Below are 16,447 nucleotides of genomic sequence, written 5' to 3'. Positions count from 1 at the left end.
GACATGGTAACCATTCGTTTGGCACGTCACGGCGCTAAAAAGCGTCCATTTTATCAAATCGTAGTAGCGGACAGCCGCAACGCTGCAACTGGCCGTTTCATCGAGAAAGTTGGTTTCTTTAACCCAACTGCTAAAGGTCAAGAAGAAGGTCTACGTCTAGACCTAGACCGCGTTAACCACTGGGTTGGTCAAGGCGCGTCTGTATCTGACCGCGTTGCTAAGCTAGTTAAAGACGCTCAAAAAGCGGCTTAATTTTTTACTTGAAAAGTAGAAACTAGTTTATGTCGATGAAAGGTAAAGAAACAATGAGCAACGAAAAGATTGTTGTAGGCAAGTTTGGTGCTACTTACGGCATTCGAGGTTGGCTTAAGGTTTTTTCCTACACAGACAATGCTGAAAGCATTTTCGATTACAGCCCTTGGTACATTAACCAAAAGGGTAAGTGGGTTGAGTACAAAGTAGAAAGCTGGAAGCGCCATAACAAAGGTATGGTGGCTAAGCTGGAAGGCATGGATGTTCGTGAAGACGCGCATCTAATGACGAACTTTGAAATTGCTATTGACCCTGCGGTACTTCCTGAATTGTCAGAAGATGAGTTCTACTGGCGCGAATTGTTTGGGATGCAAGTTGTAACCACTAAAGGTTACGATCTAGGTGTTGTTACTGACATGCTAGAAACTGGCTCAAACGATGTTCTGGTTGTTAAAGCAAATCTTAAAGATGCTTTCGGGCAGAAGGAACGATTAATCCCGTTCCTTGAAGAGCAAGTGATCATTAATGTTGATCGCGAAGCTCAACGGATCGAAGTTGACTGGGATCCTGGATTCTAATCTCCAAAATTACAGAGCGAGATAAACATGTGGGTTGGCGTTATTAGCCTTTTTCCAGAAATGTTCCGTTCTGTTACTGATTTTGGAGTAACAGGTCAAGCGGTTAAAAAAGGTCTTTTGTCGATTGAGACTTGGAATCCTAGAGATTTTACTCACGACAAACATCGCACTGTCGATGACCGACCTTACGGTGGTGGCCCTGGTATGTTAATGATGGTTCAGCCTTTGCGCGATGCCATTCATACCGCGAAAGCAGCCTCACCGGGCAAGACGAAAGTCATCTACCTTTCTCCTCAAGGTCGCAAGCTAGACCAGAAAGGAGTGGAAGAACTGGCAACGAATGAGAACTTGCTTCTGATTTGTGGTCGTTATGAAGGGGTAGATGAGCGCATCATTCAATCTGAAGTCGACGAAGAATGGTCGATTGGTGATTTTGTGATGACGGGTGGTGAGATACCAGCCATGACGTTAATCGACTCTGTCTCTCGGTTTGTTCCGGGTGTACTAGGGGATTTCGCGTCAGCAGAAGAAGACTCTTTTGCAAATGGCTTGTTAGATTGCCCTCACTATACGCGTCCAGAAGTATTGGATGACAAAGAGGTACCAGCGGTACTGATGTCAGGCAATCACAAGGACATTCGTCAATGGCGACTAAAACAGTCGCTGGGCCGAACTTGGCTAAGAAGACCAGAGCTCCTGGAAAACCTAGCTCTGACTGACGAACAGGAACAATTACTTGCTGAGTTCATTAGTGAACATAACGCAAAGTAACCTAATTTATTTAGTATCAGTTTATTCTAGGAATTTAAAAAATGAGTAACATCATCAAAGCTCTTGAAGAAGAGCAAATGAAATCAGACCTACCTAAATTTGCACCAGGTGACACTGTTGTAGTTCAAGTTAAGGTAAAAGAAGGTGACCGTGAGCGTCTACAGGCTTTCGAAGGCGTTGTAATCGCAATCCGTAACCGTGGTCTACACTCTGCTTTCACTGTACGTAAGATCTCTAACGGTGAAGGTGTTGAGCGTACGTTCCAAACACACTCTCCAATCGTTGATAGCATCGAAGTTAAACGCCGTGGTGCAGTACGTCGTGCCAAGTTGTACTACCTACGTGAGCGTTCTGGTAAGTCTGCTCGTATCAAAGAGAAACTTGCTAAGAAGTAATGCTATAACTAGCGTTCTCATCTTAAACGGAGTCCTTTTAGGGCTCCGTTTTTTTATTTGTGTAATTAGCTTGCTCGTTTTCTTTTCATCCGACCTGTACTGCCGATGCTCATGCACTGGCATATACTCCGCGCCTCTGCCTTGCTCGAATAAAAATAGCTTTGCTAGATCATCAAAATAGTCAGAGTTGAAAAGAGGGGAATGAATACCGATTGCAGACCGCAATGGTTAAAATTCATCATTCTGGATAGCGACGAAGTAGCGGGATTCAGAATCTACTAGTCGAGAGCACTAGTGTTTAAGTTGTTAGCTTCATCCTTGCTGTGAGTAGATTCCTGATGTCGCTATGGCTCCTCGGAATGACGGGAAATGATGGCCAAAGATTACAGGGCACCGCGGTTAAAATTCATCATTCTGAACAGCGACGAAGGAGTGTGGTTCAGAATCTACTAGTCGAAAATGCAAGTGTTTAAGTTGTTAGCTTCATCCTTGCTGTGAGTAGATTCCTGATGTCGCTATGGCTCCTCGGAATGACGGCAAATGATGGTCAAAGGTTACAGGACACCACGGTTAAAATTCGTCACTCTGGACAGCGACGAAAGAGCGTGATTTAGACTCCCCAAGAAGGAGCCTAGGATATTCCTTTACCCTAGTGCCTCAATTAATACTGGTCTTCAGACCAGCCATCACTGTCGGACATATCGGGGGCGCCTGGGATGGTGTTTTCTTCATCTGCCCATTCACCAAAATCAATCATTTGGCATTGTTTACTGCAGAAAGGGCGATGAGGACTTTGTTCTCCCCATTCTACGTCGGCGCCACATTGTGGGCATTGAACGATGGTAATTTTAGACATAGTTGAGCGTCCCATTACTAATTGGTGTTAAAGGGTAGTATACCTAAATGAATTCAAGATGGCTTATTCAACGCGCTATTGCTGCTACGAAATTTTATCCAATATAAGCGTAATAAAGCGTTGAATTTTAGATTGTGGGGGAGGCTTAGTGTCGTCTTAGCTGCACACAGCAAGTTCAAACTCAATATCTTGTGTGCACGCTTGACCGTTTTCAAACGACATAAACTTGATCGCAAAGCGGTTTTTATGGCCAGAAATCATAGGATAAACGCCATATTCCATTGGGATGTGGAGCCTTAGAATATTGGCTTCATCAGCGTCACTTTGGAAGAAACCCGCACGACCGATTTGAGCTTTGAAATGTCCGGTCTCTCTGGTGAGTTTCAACCATAGCGAAAGCGCATCAGATAAGGGCTTTAAGCTTACTTGCCACTGCTGTGCATCATGCTTTTTACGTTCAATGGGTAGGTGAAGCCAGTAATGTAACGCTGGCAAATCAAAACAACATGAACCACCCGGCAGATTAAAGCGTTGGCGGATAGAGCTTAAGAAGCGATCTTCTTTTAGTGCTTGACCAAAACGCTCTGCACCCATCAGTTGGCTATGAACGACATCTATCTCTTGTAGTAGGGTATTTAATGCGTCTTGATCGACGCCATCAACATTTAGCCAATGGCGGTACGACAGTCGTTGTTTCTCTAGATCTTTGGCCAGTTCACTTTTCAACTGGATCTGTTCGAAGATTTCAACCATATCGAATAACGCACGGAAAAACAGTTGGTACTGGTGATTTTCGCTAAACCCAGAGGCCAAGTGAGCCTGACGCAGCAGAGACTCCACTCTTAGATAAATACGAGTTTTCTCATTTAACGGATGTTCAAATTTGTGCGTGGTCATCGACATAAGCCTTTGTGAGTTTCGTTCCTATTTTCGCAGATTTTTCTTACACATGGCTAGGTACTTTTCGTGCAAATCTGTGATTTGAAGCAAAAGATCTGGGTCACTTGGATTATTCTTAACCACATCGTCTGCAAGCGCGAGTCTTTGCTCTCTTGATGCTTGAGAGGCAAGGATAGCGCGAGCTTGTTCTTCACTCACATTGTCTCGTTTCATCGTGCGAGATATCTGTGTATTCGGTTCTACATCGACGACAAGAACTCGATCACACAAACTGTCTAGCTTGTTTTCTACGAGCAACGGCACCACAAGTAACGCATACTCTGAGGTGACTTGCTGCAAATCTTCGATCATCTTTTCACGAATTATCGGGTGCAACAGTGCGTTGAGCCATGCTTTTTCATCTGAGTTTGAAAAGATTTTCTCTCTCAGCTTTGCGCGATCTAAAGTTTGGTCTTCACGAACTATATCGTGACCAAAATGTTCAATAATCGCGTTTAGGCCGGGAGTGCCTGGCTCGACAACTTCTCTTGCTACAATGTCTGCATCGACGATATCGATTTTAAATTGTTGTTTGAACAGATTCGCGACGGTTGTTTTACCGCTAGCGATACCACCTGTTAAACCAATAACCAAAGCCATTTACACTCCTAGAACTGAAGTAAAGTACCAGTTTAAAATCTGGTCGCCCCAAATTAAGCTTATCCAACCAGCAATTGCTAAGTAAGGACCGAAAGGGAAAGCTTTTTCAATTCCCTGTTTTTGCAAGCGTAGTTGAATGATGCCAAATACGATGCCAACCACAGAAGAAAGTAGAATGATCATCGGCAGTGACTGCCAGCCCAGCCAAGCCCCTAGTGCTGCTAGTAGTTTAAAATCACCATATCCCATTCCTTCTTTACCAGTAAGTAGCTTAAAGCCCCAGTAAACGGACCAGAGACATAGGTAACCAGCAATAGCACCAATGACAGAATCTTGTAGAGTAACAGGACTTATTTCGACTAATGCTAAGGCAATGCCAGCCCAAGTTAATGGTAATGTTAATTGGTCAGGTAACAACATAGTATCGAGATCGATAAATGTTGCGGCGATTAAGATAAAAGTGAAAAAGAGTAGGGCAACGGTAAAGTAACTAAAACCAAAGTGGTAAGCGACAAAGCCTGAGCAGAACGCAGTGAGCAGTTCAATCAGTGGATAGCGTGCGCTAATGGCTGTCTGACAGTTGTGGCATTTGCCTTTTAAAAGCAGCCAGCTAATCACAGGGATGTTGTCTCGAATTCGTATCGGCGTTGCGCACTTCTGACAGGAGGAGCGTGGGACGCTCAAGGTCAGCACTTCTTTAGGAGGTTCTATTTTGTATTCAGGAAATGACTCGGCACATTCGCTTCGCCATTCTAGTTCCATGATTTTAGGTAGTCGATAAATAACCACATTGAGGAAGCTACCCACGATCAGACCGAAGATGGTGGCAAACACAACGAATAGCCAAGGGTAGTACTGGAATACTTCCATATTTGTCTCTTGAGCGATGAGTGAAATCAGCAAGATGCTGTTTTAAAGGAGTTAACAGCTCATTCTAGCCCAATACACTCATTAAGTTAAAGATTGGCAAGTACATTGCTGTCACTAATCCGCCAACAACGATGCCTAAAAAAACGATAATTAGCGGCTCTAGAATTTTACTAAGGTTGTCGACGGTGTTATCGACTTCAAACTCGTAGATCGTTGCAACTTTATTGAGCATATCGTCAAGTCGACCAGACTCTTCACCGATCATGACCATTTGTAACACTAATTCAGGGAACACATTACAGTTACGCATGGCAACATACATTGGCATACCTGCGGCGGTATCACGGTAAACTTCTTCTATGGCGAGTTGATAGTGTAAGTTTCCTGAGGTTTTTGATGTGGTTTTTAAACTGGTTAGAATTGGAATACCCGCTGTAAAGCTTGTGGCGAGTGTTCGACTAAATTTGGCGATAGCGGCTTTTGATAATACAGGGCCCAGAACAGGAAATTTAAGCACAGAGCGGTTGAGCATTAAGCGAAAAGAATCTGAACGCTTAGAGAGGATTCTCGCCGAGATGAATAGACTGATAGAGCCTAGTGCGATAAACGGACTCCAGTTTTGTGTCCAGGCGGAAAGATCTAATACTTGCCTGGTAAACCAAGGTAAGTCAGCACCAAAACCAACAAACATTTTTTCGAACTCGGGAATGACTTTGGTGAGCATGATAAACGACACGCCTAACGCTACTAGCACTACCATAGCTGGGTAAATCAGTGCTTTGATCACTTTCGCACGAAGCTGCTCATTTTTTTCTCGGTAGGTGGCTAAGCGCTCGAACACTTCCGCTAAGTTACCGGATTGCTCACCTGTTGCGATAAGGTCGGTATAGAGTGGGTCAAAGTGTTCACTTGCAGTGCGCATGGCTTTTGACATGGGTGTACCGGCCTCAACGGCGCGTGTCACGCTCATCAAAATGGATTTCATCTCTGCTTTTTTATGGTTTTCTGAGACCAATTTTAAAGCCTGAACTAAGGGCACACCAGTTATCAACATCGTCGAAATCTGACGGGTAAACACCGTGATGTCTCTGCCTTTCACGCGATGGCTGAGTTTAGTGAGAAACGAGATACTGCTTTTCTTTAACTTCTTGATCTTGATGTGCTGTGCGTCTAGACGCTCGCGTACTTCAATTTCTGTCATCGCGAGGGTTTGCCCAGATGTCTTTTTGCCTGAACTGTTGATGCCTTTCCAACGGAAGTTTTTAAGTTGTGGTGTAGTGCTTTTCATGGATGTGACTGCTGATTAAAGGATTAAAAATAAAGTACGCGCTGTAGTTCACTAAAACTTGTGATTCCTTGTTTGAGTTTTTCTATGCCCGACATTTGTAACGTGCTCATCCCGTTTGCGATGGCGAGTTTTTCTAGTTCATGTACCGATGCGCCTTTAATAAGCGCTTCGGAGAGAAGTTCATCAAAGCGCATCACTTCATAAATCCCCATTCGGCCGGAATAACCATGGGTACACTCATTGCATCCATCGGGATTGGCTTTAAAAATGTTGTCGCTTGCTTGAATTCCGAGATGTTGTAGCTGAACGGTAAGCTCTTGTGATTGTTTACAGTGCGAGCACAGTTTACGGGCCAAGCGCTGGGCAATAATCAAACTAAGAGATGAGGCCAAGTTAAAGCTTTCTACACCCATGTTTGATAAACGAATAACCGTTTCAGCCGCAGAGTTGGTATGCAAGGTTGAAAGTACTAAGTGACCAGTTTGCGATGCTTTTATAGCGATTTCCGCAGTGTCTAAGTCACGAATCTCACCGACCATTACTACATCGGGGTCTTGACGAAGAAAAGAGCGTAACGCCTCTGCGAAGCCAAAGCCGATCTTGGGCTGTACTTGTACTTGGTTAATGCCCGATAAGTTAATCTCTACTGGGTCTTCTGCCGTGGAAATGTTGATCTCTGGCTTATTGAGAATACTCAGCCCAGTGTACAGAGAAACGGTTTTTCCGCTCCCGGTTGGGCCTGTCATCAGAATCATGCCTTGTGGGCGACGCAGCGCATCCAAGTACAATTGTTTTTGTTGTTCGCTATAACCAAGCTTGTCGATATCCAATGACGCAGAGCTGCTGTCGAGCAGTCGTAGTACAATTTTCTCTCCGAATAGAGTCGGTAGCGTGGATACACGCATATCAATCGCGGTGTCTTGATTCAACTTGAGCTTAATACGCCCATCTTGTGGTAAACGTCGCTCTGCAATATCAAGCTTAGAGAGGATTTTGATACGAGCGGATAAGCGGCGACTTAAGTGGCTTGGTGGCTGCTGTGTTTCAATTAAGATGCCATCACAGCGTAAGCGAACGCGGTACATCTTTTCATAAGGCTCAAAGTGGATATCGGATGCGCCTTTGCGCACAGCGTCCAACAGAATTTGGTTTATGTAACGGCTAACAGGGGACTCATCTTGGCTCAAGTCTTCAATATTGTCGATTTCATCTGCGCCCACGTCAACCAGATTGGCTAACTCTTCTTGGTTGATCTCTTTTAACCCGGACTTCTCATGACTCAATGAACGACCATATAAGCGTCGAATTGCCGCGCTGAGTTGATGAAAATCCGCCAACACCAATTCAATCTGTAAACCAGTGGCAAAGCGGAAATCGTCTTCTGCTTGTTGGTTCGTGGGGTCGGCAACGGCGAGTAATAACATTGAAGTCGTACGGTGGAGTGGGAGTGCGTTATGCCGTGTGATTAATTCCCTAAGGCCAAGTTGCTGACAAAGCGAGGCGTACTCGTACTGAGATAACTCGGGCTGATTTAATCCAAAAATAGAATTTAAATGTTCAGTGAGTTCGCGTGATGTAAATAACCCTGAACTGAGCAAAGCTTCCGGCATCGAAATGCCAGAAGCTTTGACTTGCTCAAGCAACGATTCTTCTTGGGAAAAAGCCAATAGTCCTTTTTGACGAAGAATCGTGGAGAGGTTGGTTTGCATTATGGGCAGCTATCAATAGATACTTTTGGGTTAGTATTATTTGTACAGCCCCAGGGTGTGTTTGGTGTCCTAGCATATTCGATGTCACCTGCTGCAGCATTGCCAGTATTAAATACAAATTTGAGTGTAGATTTTGCGTTTGAGGCTGCTCCAGCACCTTCAATTGATGCGGTAATATTGCCAAGGGCGTTCATAGTAGCGTTCCCACCGATGTCTCCTAAGTCGGAAGTAACTGTGGTGTTGTTCTGAGTATATAAATCAGCATTAGTAAGTAATGACTTTAAAGTACCCACAGCAGAGGTTACAGCTGACTTTGCGACATAGTCTTTATATGCAGGGATTGCGACTGCTGATAACACCCCAATAATTGCTACCACAATCATCAATTCAATTAACGTAAAACCTTGCTGTTTTTTCTGTTTACTGTTTTTCATTTTTAACCCTTTCCTAAAAATTAATAATGCTCTTGCATTAGCGAAAGATTATGGAGAGTTAAGGTGGGTTGAAAATGGGGAAGAGATGGGCTCTCGAGTGAGATAAAACTCTTTGGTGAAAAGTTGCATATCGTATGCAGAGTTTTGCGAGTAGCACTATTTTTTTAGTGGATAAAAAGAAAGGGCCTATTGGCCCTTTTTAATGATGAATCACTCACAACTCACTGAGTTAGTTGAAGTAATTTAGATTGTGTCGCTTTTATTATTTGAAGCGCATCGAAAGATCCATCGCTTTTAGATGCTTAGTCAACGCGCCTACCGAAATGTAATCGACACCGGTTTCTGCGTATTCTGCGATGGTCTCTAGCGTAATGTTGCCGGAGTTTTCTAAAGCGGCACGACCTGCGTTAATCGCTACGGCTTCACGCATCATTTCTTTTGTGAAGTTATCTAGCATGATGATGTCGGCACCAGCGTTTATCGCTTGTTTCAACTCTTCTAAGCTTTCCGTTTCTACTTCTACCGGTTTGCCTGGGTTGAGCTCTTTCGCTTTTTGGATGGCTTGAGTGATGCCACCACAAGCAATAATGTGGTTTTCTTTAATGAGGTAAGCATCGAACACGCCGATGCGATGGTTAAAGCCACCACCGCATGTCACGGCGTATTTTAGTGCGCTACGCAGACCAGGAATGGTTTTGCGTGTGTCTAGTAGACGACACTCAGTATGCGCGATTTTTTCAGCGTACTCTGCGGTAACTGTTGCGCAGCCAGACAGCGTTTGGATGAAGTTCATTGCGTTACGCTCACCAGTTAACAAGTCACGAGCAGGGCCTGTCAGCGTACAAAGGGTTTGGTTAGGTTCGACTTTATCGCCGTCCTTTACGTGCCATTCAATGCTGACCTTACCACCGAGCTGTTTAAAAACTTCATCAGCCCATGCTTGACCACAGAACACACCATGCTCACGAGTAATAATCGTTGCGGTATTAACCACCTCGGCAGGGATCAAAGATGCAGTAATGTCGTTATCTGCGTCGACACTGCCACCTAGATCTTCTTTTAAGGTATCAGCGACAGAGCGAGTGATCTCTAAAGGGAGTTGTTGTTTAAGGTATTCTAGGCGTTCTTGAATGTTGTGTGTGTTCTTCATCGCAAATCTTGTCTTGAAAGGGAGATGGCAACGGATGATACTCTCCGGTGTCAATAATTTCAGCAGTTAATTTGCAAAGAAGAGAGGTTGATATGCGCCCAATTATCGAGAATGGCTGGCTGACACAGGCAAAGCATGTTCCGTCACCATTTTTTGATGCCCGCTCTGATATAAACGACATCTCTCTGCTGGTGGTACACAACATCAGTTTGCCTCCTGGGCAGTTTGGTGGACCATATATAGAGGACTTCTTCACTGGCAAGCTAGACCCAAACGCACATCCATTTTTTGAAGTTATTCACAAAATGGGCGTTTCTGCACATTGCTTGATTAAGAGAAACGGCGAGGTTGTTCAATTTGTTTCTTTTCTCGATAGAGCATGGCATGCCGGTCAATCCAGTTTCGCGGGCAGGGAGCGTTGTAATGACTATTCCATTGGTATCGAGCTTGAAGGGACAGAATTTACTGCCTACACAGAAGCGCAATATCAATCACTTGCAGAGATCACTGAGGTAATTATGCAGTCTTATCCCCACATCACCCTGCCACGAATTACCGGTCATCAATATATTGCGCCCTTGAGAAAAAGCGATCCTGGTCTAAGCTTTGATTGGGTGAAATATAGACAGCTTATACAGCGTTGATTTGTAGCGAAAGTGTAAATTCAAAAAAGCGAAATAAATAAGGCATACGATCAGGTATGCCTTTTTTTGATACCAGAAATATTAATGATTGTTAAAAGTTAACTACATTTTTACGCTCGTATACGCCATTTTGGTGAAGAAATAGACTGATAATTTTGTCATTTTCTGTATTTCTTTTCCAAAATTGCTAGCACGTCGACTTCCCATTTGTATGCTTTATGTAATTGGTCATACCAATTCTATTGCTGTTTTAACAGTCGATTGTTATCAGAGTGTTGGAAGTAAGCTCGTTCTATGATTTAGGTCAATTTTCGGCTGGACAGTGGCGTTTTAATTATGTTAATTTCTGCACCAACTTAAAATTGGTATTACCAATTACCTGCAAGAGTAGAAGAACAATAAATTATGGCTTATCAAAGGATTCGTCAGCCAAAACTCTCTGATGTTATAGAACAAGAGTTAGAAAGGTTGATAGTGGAAGGAACATTGTCTCCGGGGCAACAACTGCCTCCAGAGCGTGAACTGGCAAGACAGTTCGATGTGTCTCGTCCTTCAGTCCGAGAAGCCATTCAACGCTTAGAAGCGAAGCGTTTGTTAACTCGTCGCCAAGGTGGCGGAACATTCGTAAGTGAGAATATCTGGAAGAGCTTTTCAGATCCCTTGTTGAATTTGTTGTCTAGTCATTCTGAAACCCAGCTTGATGTGCTTGAGTCTCGTCATGCAATGGAAGGAATTTCAGCTTACTTTGCAGCTTTACGTGGTACCGAAGAAGATTTTGCGCGTATTCAAGGTTGCCTTGAGCGCATTAGCCAAGAGCAAGCAAACAACGATATCGAAGCTGAATCTGCGGAAGTGATGCAATTTTTGATCGCTTTGACAGAAGCCGCGCACAACGTGGTTTTGTTGCACATTGTTCGAAGCTTAGCACCTTTGCTTGAGCAAAATATTCTACAAAATTTTAAATTACTACGTCGCCGCCCAGAAGCGGTCGAGAAAGTCAGTAAACACCGAGCCAATATCGTGGATGCGATTGTTTCTGGTCAGCCTGAAAAGGCGCGAGAAATGTCCCACTCGCACTTGGCTTACATCGAAGAAACATTGTTGGATTTGACTCGAGAAGAGTCTCGACGAGAGCGTTCTCTACGTCGAATTCAGCAGGGTAATGACTCGTAAGAGCGTTACTTAAATAAGTAGATCCAACCAACAGAAGGATAGATCGCCATGTCTGATATGAAGCATGACGTAGATGCACTGGAAACTCAAGAATGGCTACAAGCGCTTGAGTCAGTTGTACGTGAAGAAGGTCTAGAGCGTGCTCAGTTCCTATTAGAGCAAGTTCTAGATAAAGCACGTCTAGACGGTGTTGATATGCCAACAGGTATCACAACTAACTACATCAACACGATTCCTGCAGACCAAGAACCAGCATACCCAGGTGACACAACACTTGAGCGTCGTATTCGCTCAATTATTCGTTGGAACGCTATCATGATCGTTCTACGTGCATCTAAGAAAGACCTAGAGCTAGGCGGCCACATGGCGTCTTTCCAGTCTTCTGCTGCGTTCTACGAGACATGTTTCAACCACTTCTTCCGTGCACCAAACGAGAAGGATGGTGGCGACCTAGTTTACTACCAAGGTCACATTTCACCAGGTATCTACTCACGTGCATTCGTTGAAGGTCGTCTAACTGAAGAGCAACTAGACAACTTCCGTCAAGAAGTAGACGGCAAAGGTATTCCTTCATACCCGCACCCTAAACTGATGCCTGAATTCTGGCAGTTCCCGACAGTATCGATGGGCCTAGGTCCAATCGCTTCTATCTACCAAGCTCGTTTCCTTAAGTACCTAGAAGGCCGTGGTCTTAAAGATACTTCAGAGCAGCGCGTTTACGCGTTCCTAGGTGACGGTGAGATGGATGAGCCAGAATCACGTGGTGCTATCTCTTTTGCTGCGCGTGAGAAACTAGACAACCTATGCTTCCTAATCAACTGTAACCTACAGCGTCTAGATGGCCCTGTAATGGGTAACGGTAAGATCATTCAAGAACTTGAAGGTCTGTTCAAAGGTGCTGGTTGGAACGTAGTGAAGGTAATCTGGGGTAACAACTGGGATTCACTACTAGCTAAAGATACGACTGGTAAGCTTCTACAGCTTATGAATGAAACGATCGACGGCGACTACCAAACATTCAAATCAAAAGACGGCGCGTACGTACGTGAGCACTTCTTTGGTAAGTACCCAGAGACAGCTGCACTTGTTGCTGACATGACTGATGACGAAATCTTCGCACTTAAGCGTGGTGGTCACGAGTCTTCTAAGCTATACGCGGCATACAAAAACGCGGCAGAAACTAAAGGTCGTCCAACAGTAATCCTAGCTAAGACTGTTAAAGGTTACGGCATGGGTGAAGCGGCTGAAGGTAAGAACATCGCGCACCAAGTTAAGAAGATGGACATGACTCACGTACTACACCTACGTGATCGTCTAGGTCTTCAAGACATCCTAACTGACGAAGCAGTGAAAGAACTTCCGTACCTGAAACTTGAAGAAGGTTCAAAAGAGTACGAATACCTACACGCTCGTCGTAAAGCGCTACACGGCTACACGCCACAGCGTCTACCAAAATTCACTCAAGAATTCATCGTTCCTGAGCTAGAAGAATTCAAGCCACTACTAGAAGAACAGAAGCGTGATATCTCTTCTACTATGGCATTCGTACGTGCGCTAAACGTTCTACTTAAGAACAAGAACATTGGTAAGAACATCGTTCCTATCATTGCTGACGAAGCACGTACATTCGGTATGGAAGGTCTGTTCCGTCAAATCGGTATCTACAACCCGCACGGCCAAACTTACACACCAGAAGACCGTGGCGTTGTTTCTTACTACAAAGAAGCGACTTCAGGTCAGGTTCTACAAGAAGGTATCAACGAGCTAGGTGCTATGTCTTCATGGGTTGCTGCTGCGACTTCATACTCGACAAACGACCTACCAATGATTCCGTTCTACATCTACTACTCAATGTTCGGCTTCCAACGTGTTGGCGACATGGCGTGGATGGCTGGTGACCAACAAGCACGTGGTTTCCTACTAGGTGCAACTGCGGGTCGTACAACGTTGAACGGTGAAGGTCTACAGCACGAAGACGGTCACTCGCACATTTTGGCGGGTACGGTTCCTAACTGTATTTCTTACGACCCAACATTCGCGTACGAAGTAGCAGTAATCATGCAAGACGGTATCCGTCGCATGTACGGTCCAGAACAAGAAAACGTGTTCTACTACCTAACGCTAATGAACGAAAACTACGCAATGCCAGCAATGCCAGAAGGCGCTGAAGAAGGCATCCGTAAAGGTATCTACAAGCTAGAAACTTACACTGGCGACAAAGCGAAAGTTCAGCTAATGAGCTCTGGTACTATCATGAATGAAGTACGTAAAGCAGCTCAAATCCTAAGCGAAGATTACGGTGTTGCTTCTGATGTTTACTCTGTAACGTCATTCAACGAACTAACTCGCGATGGCCAAGATGCAGAGCGTTTCAACATGCTTCACCCAGAAGCGGAAGCGAAAGTACCTTACATCCAAACAGTAATGGGTACTGAACCTGCTATCGCAGCAACTGACTACATGAAGAACTACGCAGAGCAGGTTCGTGCATACATTCCTGCTGAGTCTTTCAAAGTTCTTGGTACTGATGGCTTCGGTCGTTCAGACAGCCGTGAAAACCTACGTCGTCACTTCGAAGTGAACGCAGGTTACGTAGTAGTAGCAGCGCTAACTGAACTAGCGAAACGTGGCGAAGTTGAGAAATCTGTAGTTGCAGAAGCAATTAAGAAATTCGACATCGACACAGAGAAAACAAACCCGCTATACGCTTAATTAAGAAGGTAGATAAGAAATGGCAATCGAAATTAATGTACCAGACATCGGTGCGGATGAGGTTGAAGTTACTGAGATTCTTGTAAGCGTTGGCGACAAGGTTGAAGAAGAGCAGTCTCTGATCACAGTTGAAGGCGATAAAGCTTCTATGGAAGTTCCTGCTTCTCAAGCGGGTATCGTTAAAGAAATCAAAGTTGCAGAAGGCGACAAGGTTTCTACTGGTTCTCTAATCATGATTTTCGAAGCCGAGGGTGCAGCTGACGCTGCACCTGCTCCTGCGGCAGAAGCAGCTCCAGCAGCAGCTCCAGCTCCAGCAGCAGCGGCAGAACTAAAAGAAGTTCACGTACCAGACATCGGTGGTGATGAAGTAGAAGTTACTGAAATCATGGTTGCCGTTGGCGACAGCATCGAAGAAGAGCAATCTCTTCTAACTGTTGAAGGCGACAAAGCTTCTATGGAAGTTCCAGCGCCATTCGCAGGTACTCTAAAAGAGATCAAAGTTGCAGCAGGCGATAAAGTATCGACTGGCTCACTTATCATGGTGTTCGAAACAGCAGGTTCAGGTGCCCCAGCAGCACCAGCAGCACCAGCAGCAGTAGAAGCACCAGCGGCAGCAGCTCCAGCAGCGTCTGCGGCAAAAGAAGTGAACGTTCCAGATATCGGCGGCGATGAAGTTGAAGTTACTGAGATCATGGTTGCAGTTGGCGACACAGTGGAAGAAGAGCAATCTCTAATCACTGTTGAAGGTGACAAAGCTTCTATGGAAGTTCCTGCACCATTCGCTGGTACAGTTAAAGAAATCAAGATTGCAGCTGGCGACAAAGTGTCTACTGGCTCACTAATCATGGTATTCGAAGTGGCGGGCGCAGCACCTGCTCCAGCAGCAGCTCCAGCGGCAGCACCTGCAGCGCCAGCTCCTAAAGCAGAAGCTTCAGCGGCAGCAGCTCCAGCAGCGACTGGCGATTTCAAAGAAAACGATGAGTACGCTCACGCGTCTCCAGTTGTTCGTCGTCTAGCGCGTGAATTTGGCGTTAATCTTTCTAAGGTTAAAGGTTCTGGTCGTAAGAGCCGTATCCTAAAAGAAGACGTTCAAGCTTACGTGAAAGATGCACTTAAGCGTCTTGAGTCTGGCGCAGGTGCAGCAGCATCTGGCAAAGGCGACGGCGCGGCTCTTGGTCTACTACCATGGCCAAAAGTGGACTTCAGCAAGTTTGGTGAGACAGAAGTTCAACCGCTATCTCGCATTAAGAAGATCTCTGGCGCAAACCTACACCGTAACTGGGTAATGATCCCGCACGTTACACAGTGGGATAACGCAGACATCACGGCTCTTGAAGCATTCCGTAAAGAGCAAAACGCGATTGAAGCGAAGAAAGACACTGGCATGAAGATCACACCACTTGTGTTCATCATGAAAGCGGTAGCTAAAGCGCTTGAAGCGTTCCCAGCGTTCAACTCTTCTCTATCAGAAGACGGTGAGAGTCTAATTCTGAAGAAATACGTGAATGTTGGTATCGCGGTAGATACACCAAACGGTCTAGTTGTTCCTGTATTTAAAGATGTGAACAAGAAAGGCATCTACGAGCTATCTGAAGAGCTAATGGCGGTTTCTAAGAAAGCACGTGCTGGTAAGCTAACTGCGGCTGACATGCAAGGTGGCTGTTTCACTATCTCTAGCCTAGGCGGTATCGGCGGTACGGCGTTTACTCCAATCGTAAACGCACCAGAAGTTGGTATCCTAGGTGTGTCTAAGTCAGAAATGAAACCGGTATGGAACGGTAAAGAGTTCGAACCGCGTCTACAACTTCCACTGTCTCTATCATACGACCACCGTGTGATCGATGGTGCTGAAGGTGCGCGCTTCATCACTTACCTAAACTCATGTCTATCTGACATTCGTCGTCTAGTTCTGTAATAGAAGTTAGATGAATGAGAGGCGGCAACTTAGCCGCCTCTGCTAATCATAATTACCGACAATTTGGTTATCAGCCTTGCTTCGTTCAGGGTTTTCACAATCGAATTGTTGTCTAGCTCACAGGCTAAATTGATTTACTTTTCACACCATTAACATCTCTG

The 16,447-nt window shown here is 44.9% G+C and carries 16 protein-coding genes; 8 read left to right on the top strand and 8 right to left on the bottom strand.

What is annotated here, in order from left to right; all coding sequences use genetic code 11:
* Window positions 1–3: 3 nt before the first annotated feature.
* Genes rpsP through rplS form a run of 4 tightly spaced genes read left to right on the top strand, consistent with a single transcriptional unit; the run spans window position 4 to window position 1,996 of the window.
* Complete coding sequence (rpsP, locus tag LIX84_RS08960) at window positions 4–252, top strand: 30S ribosomal protein S16 (protein ID WP_005379962.1); 249 nt, start codon at window positions 4–6, stop codon at window positions 250–252.
* 29 nt (window positions 253–281) lie between these two features.
* On the top strand, window positions 282–830 hold the full coding sequence (gene rimM, locus LIX84_RS08955) for a ribosome maturation factor RimM (RefSeq protein ID WP_005379964.1): 549 nt from the start codon (window positions 282–284) through the stop codon (window positions 828–830).
* 27 nt (window positions 831–857) lie between these two features.
* Window positions 858–1,601, top strand: coding sequence for a tRNA (guanosine(37)-N1)-methyltransferase TrmD (gene trmD, locus LIX84_RS08950; RefSeq protein WP_005425529.1), 744 nt, complete (start codon window positions 858–860; stop codon window positions 1,599–1,601).
* 41 nt (window positions 1,602–1,642) lie between these two features.
* Complete coding sequence (gene rplS / locus LIX84_RS08945; protein WP_005379971.1) at window positions 1,643–1,996, top strand: 50S ribosomal protein L19; 354 nt, start codon at window positions 1,643–1,645, stop codon at window positions 1,994–1,996.
* Between the two features lie 661 nt (window positions 1,997–2,657).
* On the opposite strand, the gene yacG is transcribed toward rplS, so the two are convergent.
* The 8 genes from yacG to nadC form a co-directional block, all read right to left on the bottom strand.
* Window positions 2,658–2,852, bottom strand: a complete 195-nt coding sequence (gene yacG / locus LIX84_RS08940; RefSeq protein WP_005396692.1) for a DNA gyrase inhibitor YacG — start codon at window positions 2,850–2,852, stop codon at window positions 2,658–2,660.
* 156 nt (window positions 2,853–3,008) lie between these two features.
* A complete protein-coding gene (zapD, locus tag LIX84_RS08935; RefSeq protein WP_012841416.1) occupies window positions 3,009–3,749 on the bottom strand; it encodes a cell division protein ZapD in 741 nt (246 codons plus the stop codon).
* A 27-nt stretch (window positions 3,750–3,776) separates the two neighbouring features.
* On the bottom strand, window positions 3,777–4,391 hold the full coding sequence (gene coaE / locus LIX84_RS08930; RefSeq protein ID WP_047008979.1) for a dephospho-CoA kinase: 615 nt from the start codon (window positions 4,389–4,391) through the stop codon (window positions 3,777–3,779).
* Window positions 4,392–5,261 carry a prepilin peptidase gene (locus LIX84_RS08925; RefSeq protein WP_226421117.1) on the bottom strand — a complete coding sequence of 290 codons (870 nt, stop codon included), beginning with the start codon at window positions 5,259–5,261 and terminating at the stop codon, window positions 4,392–4,394.
* Window positions 5,262–5,325: 64 nt separating this feature from the next.
* Window positions 5,326–6,549 (bottom strand): type II secretion system F family protein, encoded by a 1,224-nt coding sequence (locus LIX84_RS08920; protein ID WP_017635918.1) that lies wholly within the window; start codon window positions 6,547–6,549, stop codon window positions 5,326–5,328.
* Between the two features lie 23 nt (window positions 6,550–6,572).
* Entirely contained in the window at window positions 6,573–8,258 is a 1,686-nt protein-coding gene (gene pilB, locus LIX84_RS08915; protein WP_226421116.1) for a type IV-A pilus assembly ATPase PilB, read from the bottom strand.
* Window positions 8,258–8,692, bottom strand: a complete 435-nt coding sequence (locus tag LIX84_RS08910; RefSeq protein ID WP_329958991.1) for a type IV pilin protein — start codon at window positions 8,690–8,692, stop codon at window positions 8,258–8,260. The genes pilB and LIX84_RS08910 overlap by 1 nt, the downstream gene beginning before the upstream one ends.
* Before the next feature lie 262 nt (window positions 8,693–8,954).
* On the bottom strand, window positions 8,955–9,842 hold the full coding sequence (gene nadC / locus LIX84_RS08900) for a carboxylating nicotinate-nucleotide diphosphorylase (protein ID WP_226421115.1): 888 nt from the start codon (window positions 9,840–9,842) through the stop codon (window positions 8,955–8,957).
* 92 nt (window positions 9,843–9,934) lie between these two features.
* On the opposite strand from nadC, the gene ampD reads away from it, so the two are divergent.
* From ampD to aceF, 4 genes are all read left to right on the top strand, one after another.
* A complete protein-coding gene (gene ampD, locus LIX84_RS08895) occupies window positions 9,935–10,486 on the top strand; it encodes a 1,6-anhydro-N-acetylmuramyl-L-alanine amidase AmpD (RefSeq protein WP_046875077.1) in 552 nt (183 codons plus the stop codon).
* A 405-nt stretch (window positions 10,487–10,891) separates the two neighbouring features.
* On the top strand, window positions 10,892–11,659 hold the full coding sequence (pdhR, locus tag LIX84_RS08890) for a pyruvate dehydrogenase complex transcriptional repressor PdhR (protein WP_005396680.1): 768 nt from the start codon (window positions 10,892–10,894) through the stop codon (window positions 11,657–11,659).
* Between the two features lie 48 nt (window positions 11,660–11,707).
* Complete coding sequence (aceE, locus tag LIX84_RS08885) at window positions 11,708–14,371, top strand: pyruvate dehydrogenase (acetyl-transferring), homodimeric type (protein ID WP_005386612.1); 2,664 nt, start codon at window positions 11,708–11,710, stop codon at window positions 14,369–14,371.
* Window positions 14,372–14,390: 19 nt separating this feature from the next.
* On the top strand, window positions 14,391–16,286 hold the full coding sequence (gene aceF, locus LIX84_RS08880; RefSeq protein WP_226421114.1) for a pyruvate dehydrogenase complex dihydrolipoyllysine-residue acetyltransferase: 1,896 nt from the start codon (window positions 14,391–14,393) through the stop codon (window positions 16,284–16,286).
* Window positions 16,287–16,447 lie beyond the last annotated feature (161 nt).

This window comes from Vibrio sp. E14 (assembly GCF_020515785.1).
Taxonomy (GTDB): domain Bacteria; phylum Pseudomonadota; class Gammaproteobacteria; order Enterobacterales; family Vibrionaceae; genus Vibrio; species Vibrio diabolicus.
The sequence above is the reverse complement of the archived record's forward strand: the minus strand, read 5'-3'. Positions and strand labels throughout refer to the sequence as shown.

Bases quoted from the DNA above. Each gene is read 5' to 3' on its own strand.
- rpsP (WP_005379962.1), top strand. From the start codon at position 4: ATGGTAACCATTCGTTTGGCACGTCACGGCGCTAAAAAGCGTCCATTT.
- rimM (WP_005379964.1), top strand. From the start codon at position 282: ATGTCGATGAAAGGTAAAGAAACAATGAGCAACGAAAAGATTGTTGTA.
- trmD (WP_005425529.1), top strand. From the start codon at position 858: ATGTGGGTTGGCGTTATTAGCCTTTTTCCAGAAATGTTCCGTTCTGTT.
- rplS (WP_005379971.1), top strand. From the start codon at position 1,643: ATGAGTAACATCATCAAAGCTCTTGAAGAAGAGCAAATGAAATCAGAC.
- yacG (WP_005396692.1), bottom strand. From the start codon at position 2,852: ATGTCTAAAATTACCATCGTTCAATGCCCACAATGTGGCGCCGACGTA.
- zapD (WP_012841416.1), bottom strand. From the start codon at position 3,749: ATGACCACGCACAAATTTGAACATCCGTTAAATGAGAAAACTCGTATT.
- coaE (WP_047008979.1), bottom strand. From the start codon at position 4,391: ATGGCTTTGGTTATTGGTTTAACAGGTGGTATCGCTAGCGGTAAAACA.
- LIX84_RS08925 (WP_226421117.1), bottom strand. From the start codon at position 5,261: ATGGAAGTATTCCAGTACTACCCTTGGCTATTCGTTGTGTTTGCCACC.
- LIX84_RS08920 (WP_017635918.1), bottom strand. From the start codon at position 6,549: ATGAAAAGCACTACACCACAACTTAAAAACTTCCGTTGGAAAGGCATC.
- pilB (WP_226421116.1), bottom strand. From the start codon at position 8,258: ATGCAAACCAACCTCTCCACGATTCTTCGTCAAAAAGGACTATTGGCT.
- LIX84_RS08910 (WP_329958991.1), bottom strand. From the start codon at position 8,692: ATGAAAAACAGTAAACAGAAAAAACAGCAAGGTTTTACGTTAATTGAA.
- nadC (WP_226421115.1), bottom strand. From the start codon at position 9,842: ATGAAGAACACACACAACATTCAAGAACGCCTAGAATACCTTAAACAA.
- ampD (WP_046875077.1), top strand. From the start codon at position 9,935: ATGCGCCCAATTATCGAGAATGGCTGGCTGACACAGGCAAAGCATGTT.
- pdhR (WP_005396680.1), top strand. From the start codon at position 10,892: ATGGCTTATCAAAGGATTCGTCAGCCAAAACTCTCTGATGTTATAGAA.
- aceE (WP_005386612.1), top strand. From the start codon at position 11,708: ATGTCTGATATGAAGCATGACGTAGATGCACTGGAAACTCAAGAATGG.
- aceF (WP_226421114.1), top strand. From the start codon at position 14,391: ATGGCAATCGAAATTAATGTACCAGACATCGGTGCGGATGAGGTTGAA.